A 20,134-nucleotide genomic window follows, 5' to 3' on the forward strand; every position below is an offset into this window, starting at 1 on the left:
TCTCCCGGGTCAGCCGCCGATGAGGCCGCGCTGCGTGGCGGCCTCCACGGCCTCGCGGCGGCCGGAGACGCCGAGCTTGCGGTACACGCTCCGCAGCTGCGTCTTGACCGTGTTCACGGAGACGTGCAGCTCGGCGGCGACGGAGGGCAGGCTGCGCTCCGTGGCGAGCGAGCGCAGCACGACCGCCTCGCGCTCCGAGAGCGAGCTGCCGATGGCGTCGGCGGGCAGGTCGCCGGCGAGCGAGCGGCCGGGGCCGAGCATGTCCTCGGCCCGGGGGTCGCCCGACGCGGTCGCCGCGGCGACGAGCTGCTCGAGGTCGTCGCGGGGCACGGTCAGCAGCACGGTGCGGAGGCCGGTGTGGGCCAAAGCGTCGAGCACCGCCGTGAAGGTCGCGAGCGCCGCGGCCGCACGGTCGAGCCGCAGCTCGGCGACCGCCCTCAGCAGCAGCAGCTGCGACCGGACCCGCTGGTCGGGGACGCCGGCGAGCAGCGCGCCCGAGACGGTGTCGGCGGCACGTCGGGCGTCGGCGCGCAGCAGGTGCGCGGCCCCGCGGCGCAGGACGACCGTGGGGTCGTCGGCCGGCAGGTGCTCCAGCTCCGCCTCGGCCCGGCTCACGCGCCCGACCGCGAGCATCAGGCGCACCCGCGTCGTCGCGAGCAGGTCGCTCGACGCTCCGGCGGTCGGCGAGCGGACGCTCCAGCGCGCCGCCTGGGCGTCGAGGTCGACGAGGTGGCCGGCGACGGCGGTCTGGCCGAGCGAGATCATGGCGGACGCCCGTACGGCGAGGACGATCGGCCAGTGCTCGGACGAGGCCATCAGCGGCTCGACGTCGGGCACGAGCCGAAGGGCCTCGTGGGGGCGGAAGTCCTCGAGCGCGAGCACGGCCCGCGCGAGCGCCACCGGGCCGGCCGTCTCGTCGCCCACCTGGGCGAGCAGGGCGCGGCCGGTCGCGACCTCGCCGATCCAGAGGTGCACGAAGGCGCTGGCGCCGACCGACGACGACCGCTGCGCGGCGTGCTCCGGTCCCGACGCCGCGCCGGACGCCGCGGCGAAGGAGCGCAGCGCCTCCTCGGGCGAGCCGTCGAGCAGCGCCGTCACGCCGAGCTGCTGGTGCACGAAGGAGGCGACGGGCGCCATCTCCTCCCGCTCGGCCGGCGACAGGGCCGCGAGCACGACCTCGGCCCGTGCGGCGGCGGCGCGGGCGCGGGCGACGTCGCCGAGCATCCGTCGCGCCTGGGCCTCGACGGCGAGGAGGAACGCCTGGTCGGGCGCGGGGACGGAGCCGACGCGCTCCTCGACGGCCGAGACGGCGGCCTCGAGGGCCTGCGCGACGCGGGCGTGGTGCATGCTCACCGTCGAGAAGGCGAGGGCGGTCATCGCGAGCACGACGGGGTGCCGGGCCGTGCGCCGGCTCGGCAGCGTCCCGAGCACGCCCACCAGCTCGGCCGCGTGCCGCAGGGTGAACGAGGGCCACGACCGCTGCAGCACGCGCGAGAGGAGGGGCATGTCGAGCAGCGCCGCCGCGGCCCGGGCCGCGATCATCGGCTGCTCCGCCTCGAGCGCCCACTCGACGGCCTCCTGGCGCAGCGTGCGGGCGTCGTCGGGCCGCCGGGCGTCCAGCTCGCTCCGCAGCGCCTCGCGCACCGCCGCGTAGTAGGCGAACTCGCCGTGCGCGCCCGTGCTCTCGGTGCGCCAGGCCCCGAGGCCGTCCTCCGCCGCACGGTCGAGCGCGGCCGCCGCGGCGTCGGCGTCGGGCAGGTCGGCGAGGCGCGCCGCGAGCGCCGTGGGCAGGGAGTCGACGACGGAGGTGCGGAGCACGAACTCCGTGGCGGGCCCGCCGCGGAGGTGACGGGCCAGCGAGGCACGGACGTGGTCGAGCGCGCACGCGGCCAGCGCCTCCTCGAACGACCGGCCGCCGCGGTCGACGAGCAGGGTCCGGTCGGCGTCGACGCGGTCGGCGACGGCGCGCGCGGACGCCACGACGGCCCCGGCGTGGCCGCCCACGGCGGTGTGCAGCGCGACGACGCGCGAGGCGTCCACGGGACGCCGCAGCACGCCGGCCACGACGACCGCGGCCTCCGCAGGCGTGAGGGCCAGGGCGTCGGGCCCGACCACGACGGTGTCGAGGGCGGCGGCGACGTCGCCCCGCTCGAGCCAGCTGCGGGACCGGGTCGCCACGACCGCCCTGACCCGCCCGCCCGAGCCGACGACCGCCTCCAGGTCGGCCCGGGCCGCCGGGTCGTCGAGCAGGTCGAGGTCGTCGAGCACGAGCACGAGGGGCTGGTCGGGGGCGGCGGCGGCCGCGACGAGGGCGGACCGCGAAGGGGCCGGGGCGAGGTCGTCGCCGAGGAGGCGCGCGAGGGCCGACGAGGACCGTCCCGAGGCCCGCAGCGCGAGGCCCACGGCGGCCCAGAAGGCGCGCCGCCGGTCAGCGGCCGGCACGCCGTCGAGCGCCGCGTCGAGGCCGAGCCACAGCACGCGCTCGTGGTCGCGACGGTGGCGGCGCGCCCAGTCGGCCAGCAGCACCGTCTTGCCGCAGCCCGCCGGCCCGCGGAGCACCACGACGGGCGACCCCGAGGCCTCGTCGAGGGCCCTCAGCAGCCGGGGCCGGCTGACCGTCGCGCCCGGCAGCCGCGGCACGCCCGTCGGCGACGCGCCGACCGGCACCGGCGCGGCAGGCGCCGACCCGGCGGACTCCGCCGTCACCGCGCTCGCGGGCACGCCGCTGACGGTGGTCACGCGGCGAAGCGCTCCACGCGTAGCACGCAGCTCAGGTCGGCGGAGTCGACGGCGAGCTGCGCCTCCCACTCGGCGGTCTCGCCCGCGGCGACCGCGTCGAGGTCGACCTGGGTCAGGCCGAGGGTCGCCTGGTCGCCGTCGAGCAGCGACACGTAGATCCGGTAGTGCTGGGCGGCGTCCGTGGGGTTCGCGGCCGTCCCGGTGACCGTGTACGCGCCTCCGTCGAGCTCGCACGCGGTCTGCTGCACGTCCTGCAGGGCTCCCACGAAGTCGGGCGCCGTGCCCGGGTCGTCCTGGATGTCGGTGACGGCGGGCGCCGCGGCGGCCGTGCTCGAGGGCGTGGGCGACGGGCTGGCGTCGCCGTCGCCTCCCCCGGTGCAGCCGGCGAGGGCGACGACGAGCGCGGCGCCCCCGAGCACGGCCACGGCCGAGCGGGTCAGCGCGGAGCGGGAGCCGGCGGAGGAGGTGCGGAGCAGGGCAGGTCGGGTGGTCATGAGTGTCCTCTCGGGCGGGCGGTCGTCGTGCGCACGTCCCGGTCGCGACGCCGGCCCGTGAGGGCCAGGCCGAGGCCGGCGACCAGCAGCACCAGGGCGAGGAGCGCCGGGGCGGCCACCTCGTCGCCGGTGAAGGCCAGCACGCGGTCGTGGGTCGGGACGACGACGGTGTCGTCGTCGCGGGTCGGGTCGGGGGTCGGGTCGGGGCTCGTCACGGGCGGCACCGTGCCGTCGGGGCCGGCGCCCGTGCCGATCGCGGTCGCCGTGTTGGACACCTGGCCGGCTGCCACGTCGGCGGCGGTGACGGTGTACGCGGCGGTCGCGACGACGCTCTGTCCGGGTGCGAGCACGCCGGGCTCGCCGGGCCACGACTCGTACCGTACGTCGCCGAGGCCGGGCATCTCGTCCTCCACGCCGACGCCGACCAGCGTCACCGTGCCGGTGTTGACGACGACGAAGCGGTAGTCGAGCTGCTCGCCGAGGCGTCCGGCGCTGCCGGGCGCGTAGCTGACGGTCTTGGTCAGCTCGACGCCCGAGCGCGGCACCACCGTGACGACGGTCGTGTCCTCGTCGGCGCGCAGGGCGCCTCCCGCGGTCGTCCCGAGGACGGAGGCGGTGTTGCGGACGAGGCCCGCGTCGACGTCGGCCTGGGTCAGCACGTAGTCGGCCGTGGCCGTCACGCCCTGCGCCGGGGCGAGCACGCCCTCGGCGCCGGGCCACGGGCCGAACACGACCTCGCCGAGGCCGGGCAGCTCGTCGGTCAGCGCGAGGCCCGACAGGGTCTCGTCGCCGGTGTTGACGACCTCGAAGCCGAAGCGGACGAGCCCGCCGGCCGCGCCCTCGCCGACGAGGGCGCCGGTCTTGCGCAGCGAGACGCTGGACGAGCCGGGCAGCACGACCCCCGCCTCGGCGACGTCGTCGACGGTCGCGCCGCCGGGCGCCTCGCCCGTGGCGGTCACCTCGGAGGTGACGATCCCTGCGTCGACGTCGCGCTGCGTGAGCACGTACGTGGCGCTCGCGGTCACGCTCTGCCCGGGCTCGAGCACGCCGGGCTCGCCCGGCCACGTGCCGAAGACGATCTGCGAGAGGCCGGGCTGGGCGTCGGACAGCGTCACGCCGCGCAGGGTCACCGAGCCCGCGTTCCGCACGACGTAGCCGAGCTGCAGCACGTCGCCGGCCTTGCCGGTCGCCCCGTCGGCCATGACCTGCGTCTTGGCGACCGTGAGGCCGGCGACGGCGGGCGCGGTGCGCACGGTCGCCTGCGCGGCAGCCCCGACGGCCTCGCCGGTCGGCCGGGTCGAGGAGGCGGTGGCCGTGTTGGTCACGGCGCCCGCGTCGACGTCGGCCTGGGTCAGCGTCGACATGGCGACGGCCGTCACGGACTCGCCCGGGGCGAGCCTGCCCTCGACGGTCGGCCAGGGGCCGAGCACGAGGGGGCTGAGGCCGGGCAGCGGGTCGGCGACCTGCACGCCCGAGAGCGTGACGCCGCCCTCGTTGCGCAGGGTGATCGTCCAGTCGACGACGTCGCCCGCGAGGCCGGAGCCGCGCAGGGCGCCGGCCTTGGCCATGACCAGGGCGGCGTCCGCGACGAGCGGGGTGCGGCCGTCGGCCGAGGCCGAGACGTCGGCCGGGACCCCGGGGCCGCCCGGGCCGCGCACGGGCGTGCCGGTCGCGGTGACGGTCGACGCGATCGCGCCGGCGTCGACGTCGGCCTGCGTCAGCACGTAGCCGGCGGTGGCCGTGACGCTCTGGCCGGGGGCCAGCGAGCCGACCGCGCCCGACCAGGGGCCGACCACGAGGTCGCCGAGACCGGCCTGGCCGTCGGCGAGCCGCACGTCGGTCAGGGTGACCGAGCCGGTGTTCGTGACGGTGAACGTGAAGGGCACGGTGTCGCCGGCGACGCCGGCGGCGCCCTCGGGCAGCGCCTGCGTCTTGGTCACGGCGAGGCGCGGCGCGACGTCGGCGGTCGCGATCGTCGCCGCGTCGCTCGCCACGGTCGCGGCGCCCGTCGGCGGCACGCCGGAGGCGGAGGCCGCGTTCACGACCGAGCCTGCGTCGACGTCGGCCTGGGTCACCGTGTACCGGGCCGTGGCGACGACGGACTCGCCGGGGGCCAGCACACCGGCCTCGTCGGGCCAGCCGTCGGCCGTCCCGCCGGTGTACGTGAACCCGGAGAGCCCGGGCAGCGGGTCGCTCACCACGACGTCGGCCAGCGTTACCGTGCCGGCGTTGACCACGGAGACGCGGTACTCGACCACGTCGCCGACGCGGCCGGTGCCGCCGTCCGCCCACCGCGCCTCCTTGTCGACCGCGAGGGCCGGCGAGGAGGGCAGGACGAGCGGGACGGCGTCGGTCGCCGAGACCGGGGTGGCCGCGGCGTCGTCGCCCACCGCGGTCGCCGTCGCCTCGGTGACGAGCACCCCGGCGTCGACCTCGGCCTGCGTGAGCACGTGCCGGGCGGTGAACGTCGCGGAGGCGCCGGGCGCGAGGACGCGGTCGAAGTCGCCCTGGCCGGTCCACGAGACGAACGAGATGTCGCTGAGGTCCGGCTGCCCGTCGGCGACCGCGACGTCGCGGACGGTGACGTCTCCGGTCGAGGTGACGACCCAGGTGTAGACGACCTCGTCGCCGGCGCGTCCGGTCGCGCCGGGCGCGAGGGCGACCTGCTTGACGAGCCCGAGGCGGGGCCCGTCGGCCGTCAGCGGCACGGTCGTGCGCGCGTCGGCGAGCACGGCGGCTCCCGACGGCGCGGTGCCCGAGACGGTCGCGGCGTTGACGACGCTGCCGCGGTCGACGTCGGCCTGCACGACCGCGTAGGTCGCGGTGCCGGTGACGACCTGGCGGGGCGCGAGCACGCCGACCTCGCCCGGCCAGGGGCCGAGCTCGACGGCGGAGACGCCGTTCAGCCGGTCGTCGACCGCGACGCCCGACACCGTGACGGCGCCGGTGTTCGTGATCGTGAAGGCGAACGAGACGCCGTCGCCGACGCGGCCGGTCGTGCCCGAGGGCCCGGCGGTCAGCGCGCCCGTCTTCGTGAGGGCGAGCGAGGCCGTGCCGTCGAGGCGCACCTCCTGCACCGCGGAGGCGCGGACGGCGGGGCCGCTCGGCGGCGTGCCCACGACGCTGCCGCGCGAGGCCACCACGCCGCGGTCGACGTCGGCCTGCGTGAGCACGTAGCTCGCCGTGGCCGTGACCGTCCGGCCGGGCGCGAGGGTGCCGGCCGCCGCGGGCCAGTCGCCGTACGAGACGACGGAGGCGCGGGCCTGGTCGTCCGAGACGACGACGCCCGAGAGGGTCGCGTCGCCCGTGTTCGTGACGAGGTACTCGTAGCGGACGACGTCGCCGGCCACGCCGGCGGCCCCGGGCTCGAGGGTCGCCGTCTTGACGATCGACACCGCGGGCGCGGTCACGGCCGTCGCCAGGGTCGCGCCGTCGCGGACGACGAGGGGGTCGCCGGCGCCGGCCGGCGGAGCGGCCCGGAGCGTCGCGACGTTCACCAGCGCGCCGGAGTCGACGTCGGCCTGCGTCACGACCCGGTCGACGGTCGCGGCGACGCGCTGGCCCGGGGCGAGCGCGCCGGGGGTGCCCGGCCAGCTCGCCGGGGCGACGACGCCGGAGGGGTCCGCCTCCGTGGCGGCCATGGGGTCGGTCACGACGACGTCGGAGAGCGTCACCGTGCCGGTGTTCGCGACCGCGATCGTGAAGCGGGCGACGTCGCCGACGCGACCGGCGCCTCCGGCGACCCACGACGCCGTCTTGTCGACCGAGGCCGAGGCGGTCCGCGCGAGCTCGACGCCGGCGGCGTCGTCGGACGCGACGACCGAGCCGTCGGGCGTCGTGCCCGTGGTGCGGGCCGACGAGCTCACGGCGCCGGCGTCGACGTCGGTCTGGGTCAGCACGTACCGGGCGGTGGCGGTGACGCTCTCGCCGGGCAGCAGGCGGTTCGTCGGGCTCGGCCAGGGGCCGAAGACGACCGGGGAGGCGGCGGTCAGGGCGTCCGTCAGGGTCACGCCGGTGAGCGTGGCCGTCCCGGTGTTCGTGACGACGTACGAGAACTCGACCGTGTCGCCGGCCACGCCCGCGGCGCCCGTCGCGAGGGCGGCGGTCTTCTCGACGCCGATCGCGGCGGCCGTGGGGGCGGTGGAGGCCGTGGCCGCGCTGCTCGCGGTGAGCGGCGCGCCCGTCGGCGGGCTGGCGAGCACCCGCGCCGCGTTGACGACCGAGCCGCTGTCGGCGTCGGCCTGGGTGACCCGGTAGGTCGCCGTGCCGGTGACGGTCTCGCCCGGCGCGAGGCGCCCGGCGGTCCCGCTCGGCCAGGTCGCGACGGCCACGGGCGAGAGCCCGACGAGGGCGTCGTCGAACACGACGCCGTCGAGGGTGACGGTGCCGGTGTTCGTCGCGGTGAAGGTGTACGTGAGCGCGTCGCCGGGCGCCGTGCCCGTGGCGGGCGCGACGGTCTTCGCGAACGCCAGCGCGGGCTGCGGCGGCACGACGACGGTCTTCTCGTCGCTCGCGGTCACGGTCTGCGCGGGCGCCGACGAGCGACCGGAGGTCGTCGCGACGGACGACACCGAGCCGCGGTCGACGTCGGCCTGGGTCAGCACGTAGACGGCGGTCGCCCGGACGGACTCGCCCGGCGCCAGTGTGCCGGCGGTGCCGCCCGGCCAGGTGCCCGGGGTGATCGTGCCGAGGCCCTGCTGGCCGTCGGCGAGGACGACGCCGGTGAGCGTCGTGTTGCCCTGGTTCGTGACGGTGAACGAGTACTCGACCCGGTCGCCGGCGCGACCGGTCGCGCCCTCGGCGAGCTGCGCCTCCTTCGTCAGGCCCACGACCGGGCCCTGCGGCGCCGCCTGCACGGTGGCCGACGCGGGTCGGCGGACGACCGTCCCGTCGGGCGCGGTGGCGAAGGCCGTGGCCGTGTTCGTGATCGCGCCGCCGGCGTCGAGGTCGCTCTGGCGGATCGTGTAGCCCGCCCGGCCCATGACGCGCTCACCCGGCGCGAGCACGCCGATCGCGCCCGGCCAGCGGTCGAACGTCACGTCGCTGAGGCCCGGCATCTCGTCGACGATGTCGAGCAGGCTGAGCGTGACCGTGCCGGTGTTGCGCACCTGGAACGTGTAGTCGACGCCCTGGCCGACCTGCCCGGTGGTGCCCGCGGCGAGACGGCCCGCCTTGGTGAACGACATCGTCGAGACCTGGTCGACCGCGACGCCGGCCGTCGCGTCGGCCCGGACGGGCACGCCGCCGGGGCCGGTGCCCGTGGCGCGGGAGGCGCTGGTCACGCCGCCCGCGTCGACGTCGGCCTGGGTGAGCAGGTAGGTGGTCGTGGCGGTCACGCTCTGTCCGGGCGCGAGGCGTCCGGCGGTGCCGCCCGGCCAGGAGCCGAAGACGGGAGCGGGGGCGCCGACCTGGTCGTCGGCGAGCTGGACGCCCGTCACGGTCTGGTTGCCGGGGTTGGTGACGACCCAGCTGAGCTGGACGGCGTCGCCGGCGACGCCGCGCGCCCCCGGCGTGAGCGCCTCGGTCTTGGTCAGCGCGAGGGCAGGTCGTCCGGAGCTGGTCGCGAGCGTCGCGGCGTCCGACGCGCGCACGGTCTCGCCGCGTGCCGGCTGGGCCGAGACCGTGGCGCGGTTCGCGACGGAGCCGGCGTCGAGGTCCTGCTGCGTGAGGACGTAGGAGGCGGTGCCCACCGCGGTCTCCCCCGGCGCGAGCACGCCCGCGGCGGCCGGCCAGGTCCAGGCGATCGTGCCGAGGCCCGGCAGCGGGTCGGCCACGTCGACGCCCGAGAGCGTCACGGCGCCGGTGTTGCCGACGCTGAACGTGTAGCGGGCGACGTCGCCGACCGCACCCGCGCCTCCTGAGGCGTCCGTCACCGACTTGTCGAGCGACACGGCGGCGGGCGCGGTCAGCGGCGTCGACGCGGAGGTGCGCGCGGCGACCGCGTCGCCCTGCGGCGAGGTGCCGGAGGCGACGGCCGGCGACGAGAGGCCTCCGGCGTCGACGTCGGCCTGGGTCAGCACGTGGGTGGCCGTCGCGGTGACGCTCTGCCCGGGGGCGAGCGTCCCCGCCGAGGTCGGCCAGGAGCCGACGACGAGGTCGGAGAGCCCGGCCTGCGCGTCGGACAGCACGACGTCGGTCAGCGTCGACGTGCCCGTGTTCGTCACGGTGAACGAGTACGTCACGACGTCGCCGGCCACGCCCGCGGCGCCGGCGGGCAGCACCTGCGTCTTGGCGACCGAGAGCGCGGGCGTCGTCGGGGCGAGCGCGAGGGTGTGCACGCCGGTGCCCGTGACGGGCTCGCCCGAGGGCGGGGTCGCGGTGGCGAGCGCCTGGTTGACGACCGCTCCGGCGTCGGCGTCGCCCTGCGTGACCGTGTACGACGCGGTGGCGCGCACCTGCTCGCCGGGGCCGACCTGGCCCACCGGGCCGGGCCACTCGCCGAAGCGGACGTCGCCGACGCCGGCGAGGGCGTCGCGCACGGTCAGCAGGTTCAGGGTCACGTTGCCGCGGTTGACGACGACGAACTCGTAGTCGATGCGGTCGCCGACCACGCCGCGCGCGCCGTCGGCGAGCGTGCCGGTCTTGGTGACCTCGACGTCGGGTCGCTCGGCGACCTCGGTGAGCGCGTCGGCGGTGCCGGCGACGCGGGCGCCGCTCGGCGGGGTGCCGCGCGTCGTGGCCGTGCTCGACACGCCGCCCGCGTCGACCTCGGCCTGGCTGAGCACGTGGGTCGCGGTCGCGGTGACCGACCGGCCGGGGGCGAGGGTGCCCGCGGTGCCGCCCGGCCAGGGGCCGAACACGGCGTCGGTGACGCGCGCCTGGCCGTCGCGCACGGTGACGCCGGTCAGCGTGACCCCTCCGGTGTTCGTGACGACGTACGAGTACTGCACGACGTCGCCGGCGACGCCGGTGGCGTCGGACGCGAGAGCCTGCGTCTTCTCGATTCGGATCGAGGGCGCGGCCGAGGTGGTGACCACGCTCGCCGAGGCGCGGGCGGTCGGGGAGTCGCCCGAGCCCGGCGGCGGCGTGCCCGACACGGTGGCCGTGTTCAGGGCCGAGCCCGAGTCGACGTCGGCCTGCGTGACGACGCGGTCGGTGGTCGCCGTGACGGCCTCGCCGGGCAGCAGCGTGCCCTCGGCCGTCGGCCAGGTGCCGTACTGCAACGGGGTCGCGTCGGCCAGGGCCTCGACGATCGCGACGCCCGTCAGGGTCGTCGTGCCGGTGTTGCGGGCCGTGATGACGTAGCGCAGCGTGTCGCCGAGCTGCGCGGACTCGACGGCCGAGCCGTCGGTCGCGGTGGCGCGCTTGTCGAGCACGAGGGCGTTCTCGCGGACGCTCGCGACCGAGCCGTCGGCATCGTCGGAGACGGTGGCGGGGGCGCCCGAGGCGCCCGGCGCCGAGCCCGAGACGGTCGCCGTGGAGGCGATGCCCCCGGCGTCGACGTCGGCCTGCGTCAGGCGGGCGGTCGCGGTCGCGGTGATCGACTGGCCCGGCGTCAGGGTGCGGTCGGCGCCCGGCCACGGGCCGAACACGATCTCGGAGATCCCGGGCTGGGCGTCGGTCAGCTGCACGTCGCTGAGGGTCGTGTCGCCGGTGTTGGTGACCGTGTACGAGAAGCGGACCTCGTCCCCGGCGACGCCGCGGGCGCCTCCTTCGAGCAGTTCCTGCTTGTCGAGCGTGATCGACGGCGCCTGGGCGGCCGTCGCGAGCGTGAACGAGCGGGTCGACGTGATCGCGTCGCCGGCGGGCGGGTTCGCGATGGCCGTCGCCGTGTTCTCGACGCGGCCGCGGTCGACGTCGGCCTGGGTCACCCGGTACGACGCGGTGCCCTGGGCCGAGCTGCCGGGCGCGAGCGAGCGGCCCTCGCCGAGGCCCGTGTACGTGATGGTGCCGATGCCGGGCAGCGGGTCGCTGACCTCGATCAGGTAGAGGGTCACGTTGCCGGTGTTGACGACGTCGAAGGCGTAGTCGACGCGGTCGCCGAGGCGACCGGCCGCGCCGCCGGCGAAGGCTCCGGTCTTGTTGAACGAGTAGCCGGGCGCGGCGGCGACGAGCAGGCTGCGCACGTCGGTGGCCTCGACACGGTCGCCCGCAGCGTCGACCGAGCGTGCCGTGACGGAGGCGGTGCTGCGCACGCGTCCAGCGTCGACGTCGGCCTGGGTCAGGGCGTACGAGGCCGTGAAGCGCACCGTCTGCCCGGGCGCGATGCGGCTGTCGCCCGTCCATGGGCCGCCGTCGGCGAGGGCGACGTCGCCGAGGCGGGCCTGGTCGTCGGTCACGACGACGTCGGTCAGGGTCGAGGCGCCCGTGTTCGTCACGTCGAAGGTGAACGAGACGCGGTCGCCGGCGCGGTGCACCGCGGCGTCGGGGTCGGCGAAGAGCTCGGTCTTGACGAGGCCGACCTGCGCGGCGGCGTCGAGCTGGATCGAGGCGCTCGCGACGCCGGTGGGCGTCGTGCCGTCGGGGGCCGACGCGGAGGCGGTGGCCCGGTTGACGAGCAGGCCGTCGTTCGCGTCGACGTCGGCCTGCGTCACCACGTGGCGCCCGGTGCCCTTGACGGACTCCCCCGGCAGCAGCGTGCCGGCGGCCGCGGGCCACGGCCCGAGCTGCACGGTCACGCCCGCCATGTCGTCGGCCACGCCCACGCCGGTCAGCGTGGTGTTGCCCCGGTTGGTCACGAGGAACGACCACACGACCGTCTCGCCGACGTCGGTCTGCTGGCCGTTGGTCGTCGAGGCGTCGAACGCGGCCGTCTTGGCCAGCGCGAGCGCGGGTGCCCGGGTGACGGGCGCCTCCGCTGCGGCGGTCGCCTGGACGGGCCGGCCGTCGGACGCCGTGCCCGAGGCGGTCGCGGCCGAGCCGATGCGGCCCGCGTCGACGTCGGCCTGCGTCAGGCGGTAGGCGCCCGTCGCCGTGGCGCTCTCGCCCGGGCGCAGCGTCACGGTCGTCGAGGTGCCCGAGCCCCAGGTCACCGCCGAGAGGCGGGCCTGCCCGTCGAGGATCGAGATGCCCGAGACGGTCACGTTGCCGGTGTTGGTGACGACGTAGGTGAAGACGGCGCCGTCGTTCGCCGTCGTGGGGCCCGACGCCGGCGGCGTGACGGTCTCGGTCTTGGTCAGCTCGAGGCGGGGCGCGCTCGCGGCCGTGGCCACGGTCGCGGCCGCGGTGGCCGTGACGGTCTGGCTGCCCGGCGCGGGCGAGGTCGCCGTGGCGCGCGCCGTGTTGACGACGCTGCCCGCGTCGACGTCGGCCTGGGTCAGCACGGACTGCGCCGTGGCGGTGGTCCGGGCGCCGGGGGCGAGGGCCCCGGGCTCGCCGGGCCAGGTGACGACGGGCGTCGTGATGCCGGGCAGGGCGTCGGTGATCGCCGCGCCGGACAGCGTCACCGTGCCGGTGTTGACCAGCACGAAGCGCCACTCGACCGTGTCGCCGACCGCACCGGCGCCTCCTGCGGCCACCGCCCCGGTCTTCGTCAGCTGGACGCCCGGCGCCTGCCGGGTCGTGACCTGTCCGTCGGCGTCGGCGCGCACCACGGCGCCGCGCGGCGACGTGCCCACGGCCGTGGCCCGCGAGCCGACCTGGCCGGCGTCGACGTCGGCCTGCACGAGGGTGAAGCTCGAGCTCGCCGTCACCGACTGGCCGGGGGCCAGGGTGCCGGCGGTGCCGCCCGGCCAGGCGCCGTAGACGACGGCCGTGGTGCGGGGCTGCTGGTCGCTGACCGAGACGCCCGTGAGGGTGGTCGTGCCCGTGTTGGTGACGACGTACCCGAGGTCGACGGTGTCGCCCACGTCGCCGGCGGCCGTGCCGCGCAGCGTCTCGGTCTTGGTCAGGCCGACGGCCTGGGTGCCCACGGCCGTGCGCACCGTCTCCGCGTCGGAGGCCGCCGCGGCCGTGCCGGACGGACCGGTCGAGGATGCGGTGGCCGTGTTCGCGACGCTGCCCGCGTCCACGTCGGCCTGGGTCAGCACGTAGGTCGCCGTGGCGCGCACGGTCTGGCCGGGGGCGAGCTGGCCGCTCACCGCGCCGGGCCAGGTGCCGTACGAGATCGCGGAGAGGCCGGGCAGGCGGTCCTCGACGGTGACGCCCGAGACGGTCTGCGTGCCGGTGTTCGTCACGTCGAAGCGGTAGGTGACGCGGCTGCCGACCGAGCCCGAGCCGGCCACGACGGCCGTCTTGTCGAGCGCGATCGCCGGGGCGGAGCCGATCGGCTGCACGGCCGTCGCCTCGGCCGACGTCTGGACGCCCTGCGGCGTCGCGCCGCGCACGGACGCTCGGTTGGCCACGCTGCCGGCGTCGGCGTCGGCCTGGGTCACGACGTAGCGGGCCGTGGCGGTGACGGTCTCGCCCGGGGCGAGGCGGCCGGCGGCGCCCGGCCACGTGTAGGCGAGGGTGCCGAGACCGGCCAGCGGGTCGGCGATGCCGACGCCGGTCAGGGTGACGGTGCCGCGGTTCGTGGCGGAGAAGCGGTACTCGAGCGCGTCGCCGGCGCGGCCGGCCGAGCCGCCCGCGACGGGCGCGACCTGCTTGGTGAGCGCGAGCGCGGGCGACGAGGTGATCGGCACGGTCGCGGCGCCGGAGGCGGTGGTCGTCTGGCCCCCCGGGGCGACCCCGCGGGCCGTCGCCGTGTTCACGACCGCGCCGGCGTCGACGTCGGCCTGCGTCACGGCGGCCGAGGCGCGAGCGACGAGGGTCTGCCCGGGCGCCAGCTGGCCAGGGGTGCCCGGCCAGGTCAGCACGGGCTCGCTGAGGCCGGCGAGCGAGTCGCTCAGCACCACGGAGCCCAGCGTGACCGTGCCCGTGTTCGTCACGCGGATCGTGAAGTCGGCGACGTCGCCGGCGGCGCGGGTCGACCCGGCGCGCAGGGCGCCGCTCTTCGCGACGGCGAGCCCGGCGGTCTGCGGCACGGCGGTCGTGGCCGTCGCGCCCTGGGTCACGAGCGCGTTCTGGGGCGTCCGGCCGGAGGCGGTGGCCGTGTTCACGACGCTGCCCCGGTCGGCGTCCGCCTGCGTCAGGCGGTAGCTGGCCGTGGCGGTGACCGCCTGGCCGGGGGCGAGGGTGCCGGCGGTGCCGCTGGCCCAGGTGCCGTACGAGACGGCCGAGAGACCGGCGAGCGGATCGGTCACGGCGACGCCGCGCAGCGTCACGGCGCCGGTGTTGACGACGCGGAACGAGTAGGTGACGACGTCGCCGGCGGCGCCCGTCGAGCCGGCCGCGGGGGTGCCGGTCTTCGTCAGGCCGAGCGAGCCGGGCGCGCTGATCGGGGCCGTGGCGGAGCCCTGGCCCTGGACGGTGCCGAGCGCCGGGGTCCGGCCGGAGGCGGTGGCCGTGTTCACGACGGAGCCCGCGTCGACGTCCGCCTGCGTCACCGCGTAGGTCGCGGTCGCCGTGACGCGCTGGCCCGGGGCGAGGGTGCCCGCGGTGCCGCTCGGCCACGTGCCGTACGCCGGGGCCGAGAGGCCGGGCAGCGGGTCGGCGACCGACACCGAGGTGAGGGTCTGGTTGCCCGTGTTCGTCGCGGTGAACGTGTAGGTGAGCACGTCGCCCGCGCGGGCCGCGGTGCCCGCGACCGACTTCGTCAGCGCGACCGCGGGGGCCGGGGCGACGGTGACGAGGGCGGACCCGCTCGCGCGCACCGCGCCTCCTGCGGGCGGGGTGCCGGAGGCGGTGGCCGTGTTCGCGACGCTGCCCCGGTCGACGTCGGCCTGGGTCAGCGCGTAGCGCGCGGTCGCCGTCACCTGCTGGCCCGGCGCGAGCGTGCCCGCGGTGCCCGGCCAGGTGCCGTACGTGACGGCCGAGAGCCCGGGCAGCGGGTCGGTCAGGGCGACGCCGGTGAGGCTGACGTTGCCCGAGTTGCGGACGGTGAACGTGTAGTCGACGCGGTCGCCGGCGCGGCCCTGCGCGTCGGCCGCGAGCACGCCCGACTTGGCGACGGAGATGGCGGGCGACGAGGCGACGGGCACGGTCGCGGCGGCGTTCGACGTCGCTCGCTGCCCGTTGGCCGGGGTGCCGGTCGCGGTCGCCGTGTTGACGACGGAGCCCGCGTCGACGTCGGCCTGGGTGAGCGCGTAGCTGGCCGTCGCCGAGACCTGCTGGCCCGGTGCGAGACGGCCGGAGGTGCCGCCCGGCCAGGTGCCGAAGGCCACGCGGTCGGCCACCAGCGGGTCGGCGATCGTGACGGCGTCGAGGGTGGAGGCACCGGTGTTCCGCACGGTGAACGACCAGGTGACGACGTCGCCGACACGGCCGGTCGCGCCCGGGGCGAGCGCGCCCGACTTGGTCAGCGAGACGGTGCTCGCCGCGGCCACGTCGACCGAGGCGGTGGCGGTCTGGCGCACCACGGCGCCGGACGGCGGGGTGCCCTGCACGGTGGCCGTGTTCTGCACCCGGGCGGCGTCGACGTCGGCCTGGGTCAGCGTGTACGACGCGGTCGCCGTGACGGCCTGCCCGGGGGCGAGGGTGCCGGCGGTGCCGCTCGGCCAGGTGCCGTACGTGATCGGGCCGACGCCGGCGACGGCGTCGGTGATCGTCACGCCGCGCAGGGTGACGGAGCCGGTGTTGGCGGCGCTGAAGCTCCAGGTGACGACGTCGCCGGCGCGGCCGGAGGCACCGGCGGCGAGGGCACCGGTCTTCGTCAGCGAGACGGACGAGCCGGTCGAGAGCGGCAGCGTCGCCGCGGCCGCCGACGAGACGGCCGCGCCGCTCGGGGGCGTGCCGGTGCCGGTGGCGCGGTTCACGACCGAGCCGGAGTCGACGTCGCTCTGCCGCACCGTGTAGGTCGCGGTCGCGGTGACCTGCTGGCCGGGGCGCAGGGTGCCGGCGGTGCCGCTCGGCCACGTGCCGTAGCTGAAGGCCGAGAGACCGGTCAGAGGGTCGCTCGCGGCGACTCCCGTGAGGGTCTGGTTGCCCGTGTTCGACAACGTGACGGTGTACGTGACGACGTCGCCGGCGACGCCCGCGGCTCCGGCGGGCAGGGCGGCCCGCTTCGTGGTGGCGAGGGCGGGCGCAGCGGCGACGGCGACGCTGGTCGAGGCCGTGTTCGACGTGACGGCGGCGCCGCTGGGGGACGCCGCGCGGGCGGTGGCCGTGTTCGGCACGGTGCCGCGGTCGACGTCGGCTTGGGTCAGCGTGTACGGGGCGGTGGCCGTGACCTGCTGCCCGGGGGCGAGGCGGCCGGCCGTGCCGCCCGGCCAGGTGCCGTAGGCGATCGTGCCGACGCCCGCGACGCCGTCGGTGATCGTCGCGCCGGCGACGGTCTGGTTGCCGCTGTTGCGCAGCGTGAAGGAGAAGGTCACGACGTCGCCGGCCCGGCCGGTGCTGCCGGCGGGGAGGGCGCCGGTCTTCGTGAGCGCGAGCGCCGGGTTCGCCGGCACGGCGGTGCGGGCGGTCGCGGAGGCGGTGGGCTGCGGGCCGCCGTCGGCGTCGGTGCCGACGACGGAGGCGGTGTTCGAGATCGAGGAGGCGTCGACGACGGCCTGCGTGAGGGCGAAGGTCGCGGTCGCCGTGACCGACTGGCCCTCGCCGAGGGTGCCGGCGGTGCCGCCGGGCCAGGCGCCGTAGGTGAGGCCGGAGAGGCCCGGGAGGCTGGTGTCCGTGATGCTGACGCCCGTGAGGGTGCCGCCGCCGGTGTTCCGGGCGGTGAAGGTGTACGTGACGACGTCGCCGACGGCCCCGGTCGAGCCGGAGGGCAGCGCGCCCGTCTTGGTGAGCGCGATCGCGCTGAGGTGCACGGTCGTCGTGCCGGTGCTGGTCACGGTGACCGCGGAGTTGCCGGCGGCCGTGCCGGTCGCGGTGGCCGAGCTGACCTGGTTCGCCTGCGTCGGCGGCGGGCCGGTGCAGTTGAAGGTGACCACGGCGCCGACCGCCAGGGTCCCGACGGTCCTCCGGCACTCGGGGTTGTCGGGATCGGCCACGACCACGTTCATCAGCGCCACGGAGCCCGTGTTCGAGACGGTGATCTGGAACCGGGTGTTCTCGGTGGCGACCCGGTACTGGTCGCCGATGGTGCCGTCGAGGCTCTTCACCACCGTCAAGGAGGCGGTGGGCACGCTGAGCACGGCGCTGCGCAGCAGGTACGAGTCGCCGCTGGTGCCGATCTGCAGGTTGATCGAGGTGTCGCCCGCCTGGACGCCGGGCAGGGTCGTGGTCGCGGCGTCGACGCTCGCGTTCGTGAAGACCGGCGTGGCCGCCGACCCGGTCTGCGTGTAGCGCGTCGAGCCGTCGGCCCGGCTGATGCCGACGTTGTCCAGGGCCCCTGCGGCGTTGGGGATCTCGGCGTACGCCCCGGCCTGGCGGTTGTAGCGCATGTAGTCGCCGGTGATGCCCCGGTCGCCCTCGAACAGCGTGTAGCCGAAGCGGGCGGCGCCGAGCGACGAGAAGCCCGAGAACGCGACGGTGAGGTCGGGGTCGGAGGCGCCCTCGCGCACGTGGCCCTCGTAGTAGATGACGCTGTGCGGCTCGGAGGCGGTGGTGCCGGGCACGTAGGTGCCGTAGTCGTAGACGACCGTGAGCGACCAGCCGGCGTAGCAGCCCGCCCCGACGGGGGCCCAGATGTCGCCTGCCGAGACGGCGAGCGCGCTGCCGGTGGCGGCGCCCGCGAAGGCGGCCGTCACGTCGGCGCCGGCGCTGTAGTAGAGCGCCGTGCCGGGGGCCGTGGCCGCGGTGTCCTCGAGGACGCCGGTCGCCGGGACGCTGCGCACGGCGGCCGAGCCGACCTTGAGCTTCGCCGCCTGCGTGCGGTAGCCCGACGAGCTGTCGGGACGGGTCGCGAGGGGCGACTGTCCGCTGATGACCTGGTTCTGCGTCAGGGCGCCGCAGCGCAGCGCGTCGGCTCCGGTGCGCCCCGCGAAGACGCCCGTGTTGGCGCTCCAGCTGAGGAACGCCTTCGCGACGGTGGCCCCGGAGGGGATGGTGACGGAGGCGGAGCTCGAGTTGGTCGTGAAGCCCGAGACGGTGTTCGAGGCCTGCATCGAGAAGTAGTCGTTGACGTTGTTGGTGGCGGTCGTGGTGCCCGCGTGCAGGTTCGCGCAGGTGCCGGCGCCCGAGACGACGGCCGTGCCGCAGGCGAGCACCCCGTTGCCCACCTGCAGGAAGTCGCCGTTGACCGTGTCCTGCCAGGACGGGGCGGTGCCGCCGGCTGTACCCCACTGGACGACGGCTGCCTCGGCGCGCTCGGCGGGGTCGACGAGCGACAGGCCGGTCACGGGGACGATCACGGCGAGCACGACGGCGACGACGCGCATCGGCAGCGGCCAGGCGCTGCCGCCCGCGCGGTGGCGCGGCCGGCGGCGGACGTGGCGGGCGGAGCGGTCACGGCGCGTCGGGGCGTCGAGAGTTGCGGGCACGGCTGATCCTCATTTGTCGGTTCGGCGATCGCGCTCGGCGATCATCGGCCCTCCAGCTCGTGATCGGAGCGGATGCCGAGGCGGGGCTGCCGTCCCAGTAGGCGACCCGGTCCCAGTGTGGGCGACACGTGTACCCCGAACAGCCCTGATCGCCCAATTCACCCCGCCTTTCACCTCACCGTGTCCGCACTCCTGGGGACACGCCTGTACCATCCCCCTCGCTCGGGGGCCAGCCCGGCCGCGGCGCGGGGCTGCGGTACCGTGGTGCGCCGCGCGCCCCCTCTCGGAACGGACGTCCATGTCGCCTCGCCCCCGCCCCTTCTCCGGTGCCCTCGACGGTGCGGCCCCCGACGGCCGACGGCCCTCCGTGGCCGTGATCGGCACGCGCGGCTACCCGAGCTACTACGGCGGCTTCGAGACCGCCGTCCGCCGGATCGCGCCGGCCCTCGTGGACGCCGGGTGGGACGTCACGGTCTACGGCAGGCACGGCGCCGTGCGCGAGGACGACCCCGCCCGCGACCCCCGGGTGCGCACGCGCACGACCCGCGGGGTCGAGAGCCGGTCGCTGAGCACCCTGAGCTACGGGCTGACGGCCGTGCTCGACGCCGTCGTGCGCCGACCGGACGCGGTGCTGATGATGAACGTCGCGAACGGGTTCTGGCTGCCGCTGCTCCGGCTCCGCCGCGTGCCCGTGATCATCAACGTCGACGGCATCGAGTGGGAGCGGGCCAAGTGGGGCCGGGCGGCCAAGACCGTGTTCAAGCTCGGGGCCCGCGCCTCCGCGCGCTTCGCCGACGCGCTCGTCTGCGACGCCGTCGAGATCGTCCGGCGCTGGCGCGACGAGTTCGGCGTCGAGGGCACCTTCATCCCCTACGGCGGCGACCCCGTGCGCGAGCTGCCCGTCGAGCCCGGGCTGACGCACGGCGGCTACGCCCTGGTCGTCGCCCGCTTCGTGCCCGAGAACTCGATCGTGGAGTTCGTCGAGGCCGCGCGGCGCATCGCCGTCGACCACGACGTCGTGATCGTGGGCTCGACCGGCTACGGCGGCGAGCTCGACGACCTGGTCCGCGACCTCGCCGCCGACCACGACCGGGTCCGCTGGCTCGGCCACGTCAGCGACGACGACCGCCTGTTCGCGCTCTGGCAGCACGCCGGCGCGTACTTCCACGGCCACAGCGTAGGCGGCACCAACCCTGCGCTCGTGCAGGCCATGTTCACGGGCGCCCCGGTGATCGCCCGCGACACGGTCTACAACCGCGAGGTGCTCGCCGACGCGGGCGTGTTCGTCCCGCCCGAGCCGGCGGCGATCGCGGAGGCGGTCGTCGCCCTGCTCGACGACCCCGCCGAGCAGCGGCGGCTGCGCGAGGCGGCGGCGGCGCGGGCCGAGGCCGCCTACACCTGGCAGTCGGTCTGCGACGCCTACGAGGCGGAGCTCAGGCGGTCGCTGCGCCGCTGACGACCGTCCTCCGTCGCGGCTGCGGGTCCCGGCGATATCTACGCTTGACGTACATGTGAGAAATGTTAGATTGTGACAGCACTCACCCTGCGTCGGACGACCGC

4 protein-coding genes are annotated in these 20,134 nt (G+C 76.6%); 1 reads left to right on the top strand and 3 read right to left on the bottom strand.

Features of this window, described 5'->3' with window-relative positions; all coding sequences use genetic code 11:
- Positions 1 to 9 precede the first annotated feature (9 nt).
- Genes IFT77_RS12545 through IFT77_RS12555 form a run of 3 tightly spaced genes read right to left on the bottom strand, consistent with a single transcriptional unit; the run spans position 10 to position 18,574 of the window.
- The gene (locus tag IFT77_RS12545; protein ID WP_192170164.1) at positions 10 to 2,739 is read right to left on the bottom strand and encodes a LuxR C-terminal-related transcriptional regulator; all 2,730 of its coding nucleotides are present in this window, start codon (positions 2,737 to 2,739) and stop codon (positions 10 to 12) included.
- On the bottom strand, positions 2,736 to 3,233 hold the full coding sequence (locus IFT77_RS12550) for an FxLYD domain-containing protein (protein ID WP_213016646.1): 498 nt from the start codon (positions 3,231 to 3,233) through the stop codon (positions 2,736 to 2,738). Before IFT77_RS12550 ends, IFT77_RS12545 begins: the two co-directional genes overlap by 4 nt.
- Positions 3,230 to 18,574, bottom strand: coding sequence for a DUF11 domain-containing protein (locus IFT77_RS12555; protein WP_192170165.1), 15,345 nt, complete (start codon positions 18,572 to 18,574; stop codon positions 3,230 to 3,232). The genes IFT77_RS12550 and IFT77_RS12555 overlap by 4 nt, the downstream gene beginning before the upstream one ends.
- A 298-nt stretch (positions 18,575 to 18,872) precedes the next feature.
- Between IFT77_RS12555 and IFT77_RS12560 the strand changes: the two genes are divergently transcribed.
- Positions 18,873 to 20,030: a glycosyltransferase gene (locus tag IFT77_RS12560; protein WP_192170166.1), complete on the top strand. Its 1,158-nt coding sequence runs from the start codon at positions 18,873 to 18,875 to the stop codon at positions 20,028 to 20,030.
- The last annotated feature ends 104 nt before the right edge of the window (positions 20,031 to 20,134 follow it).

This window comes from Frigoribacterium sp. CFBP 13729, assembly GCF_014841875.1.
In the GTDB taxonomy this organism is placed as follows: Bacteria; Actinomycetota; Actinomycetes; order Actinomycetales; family Microbacteriaceae; genus Frigoribacterium.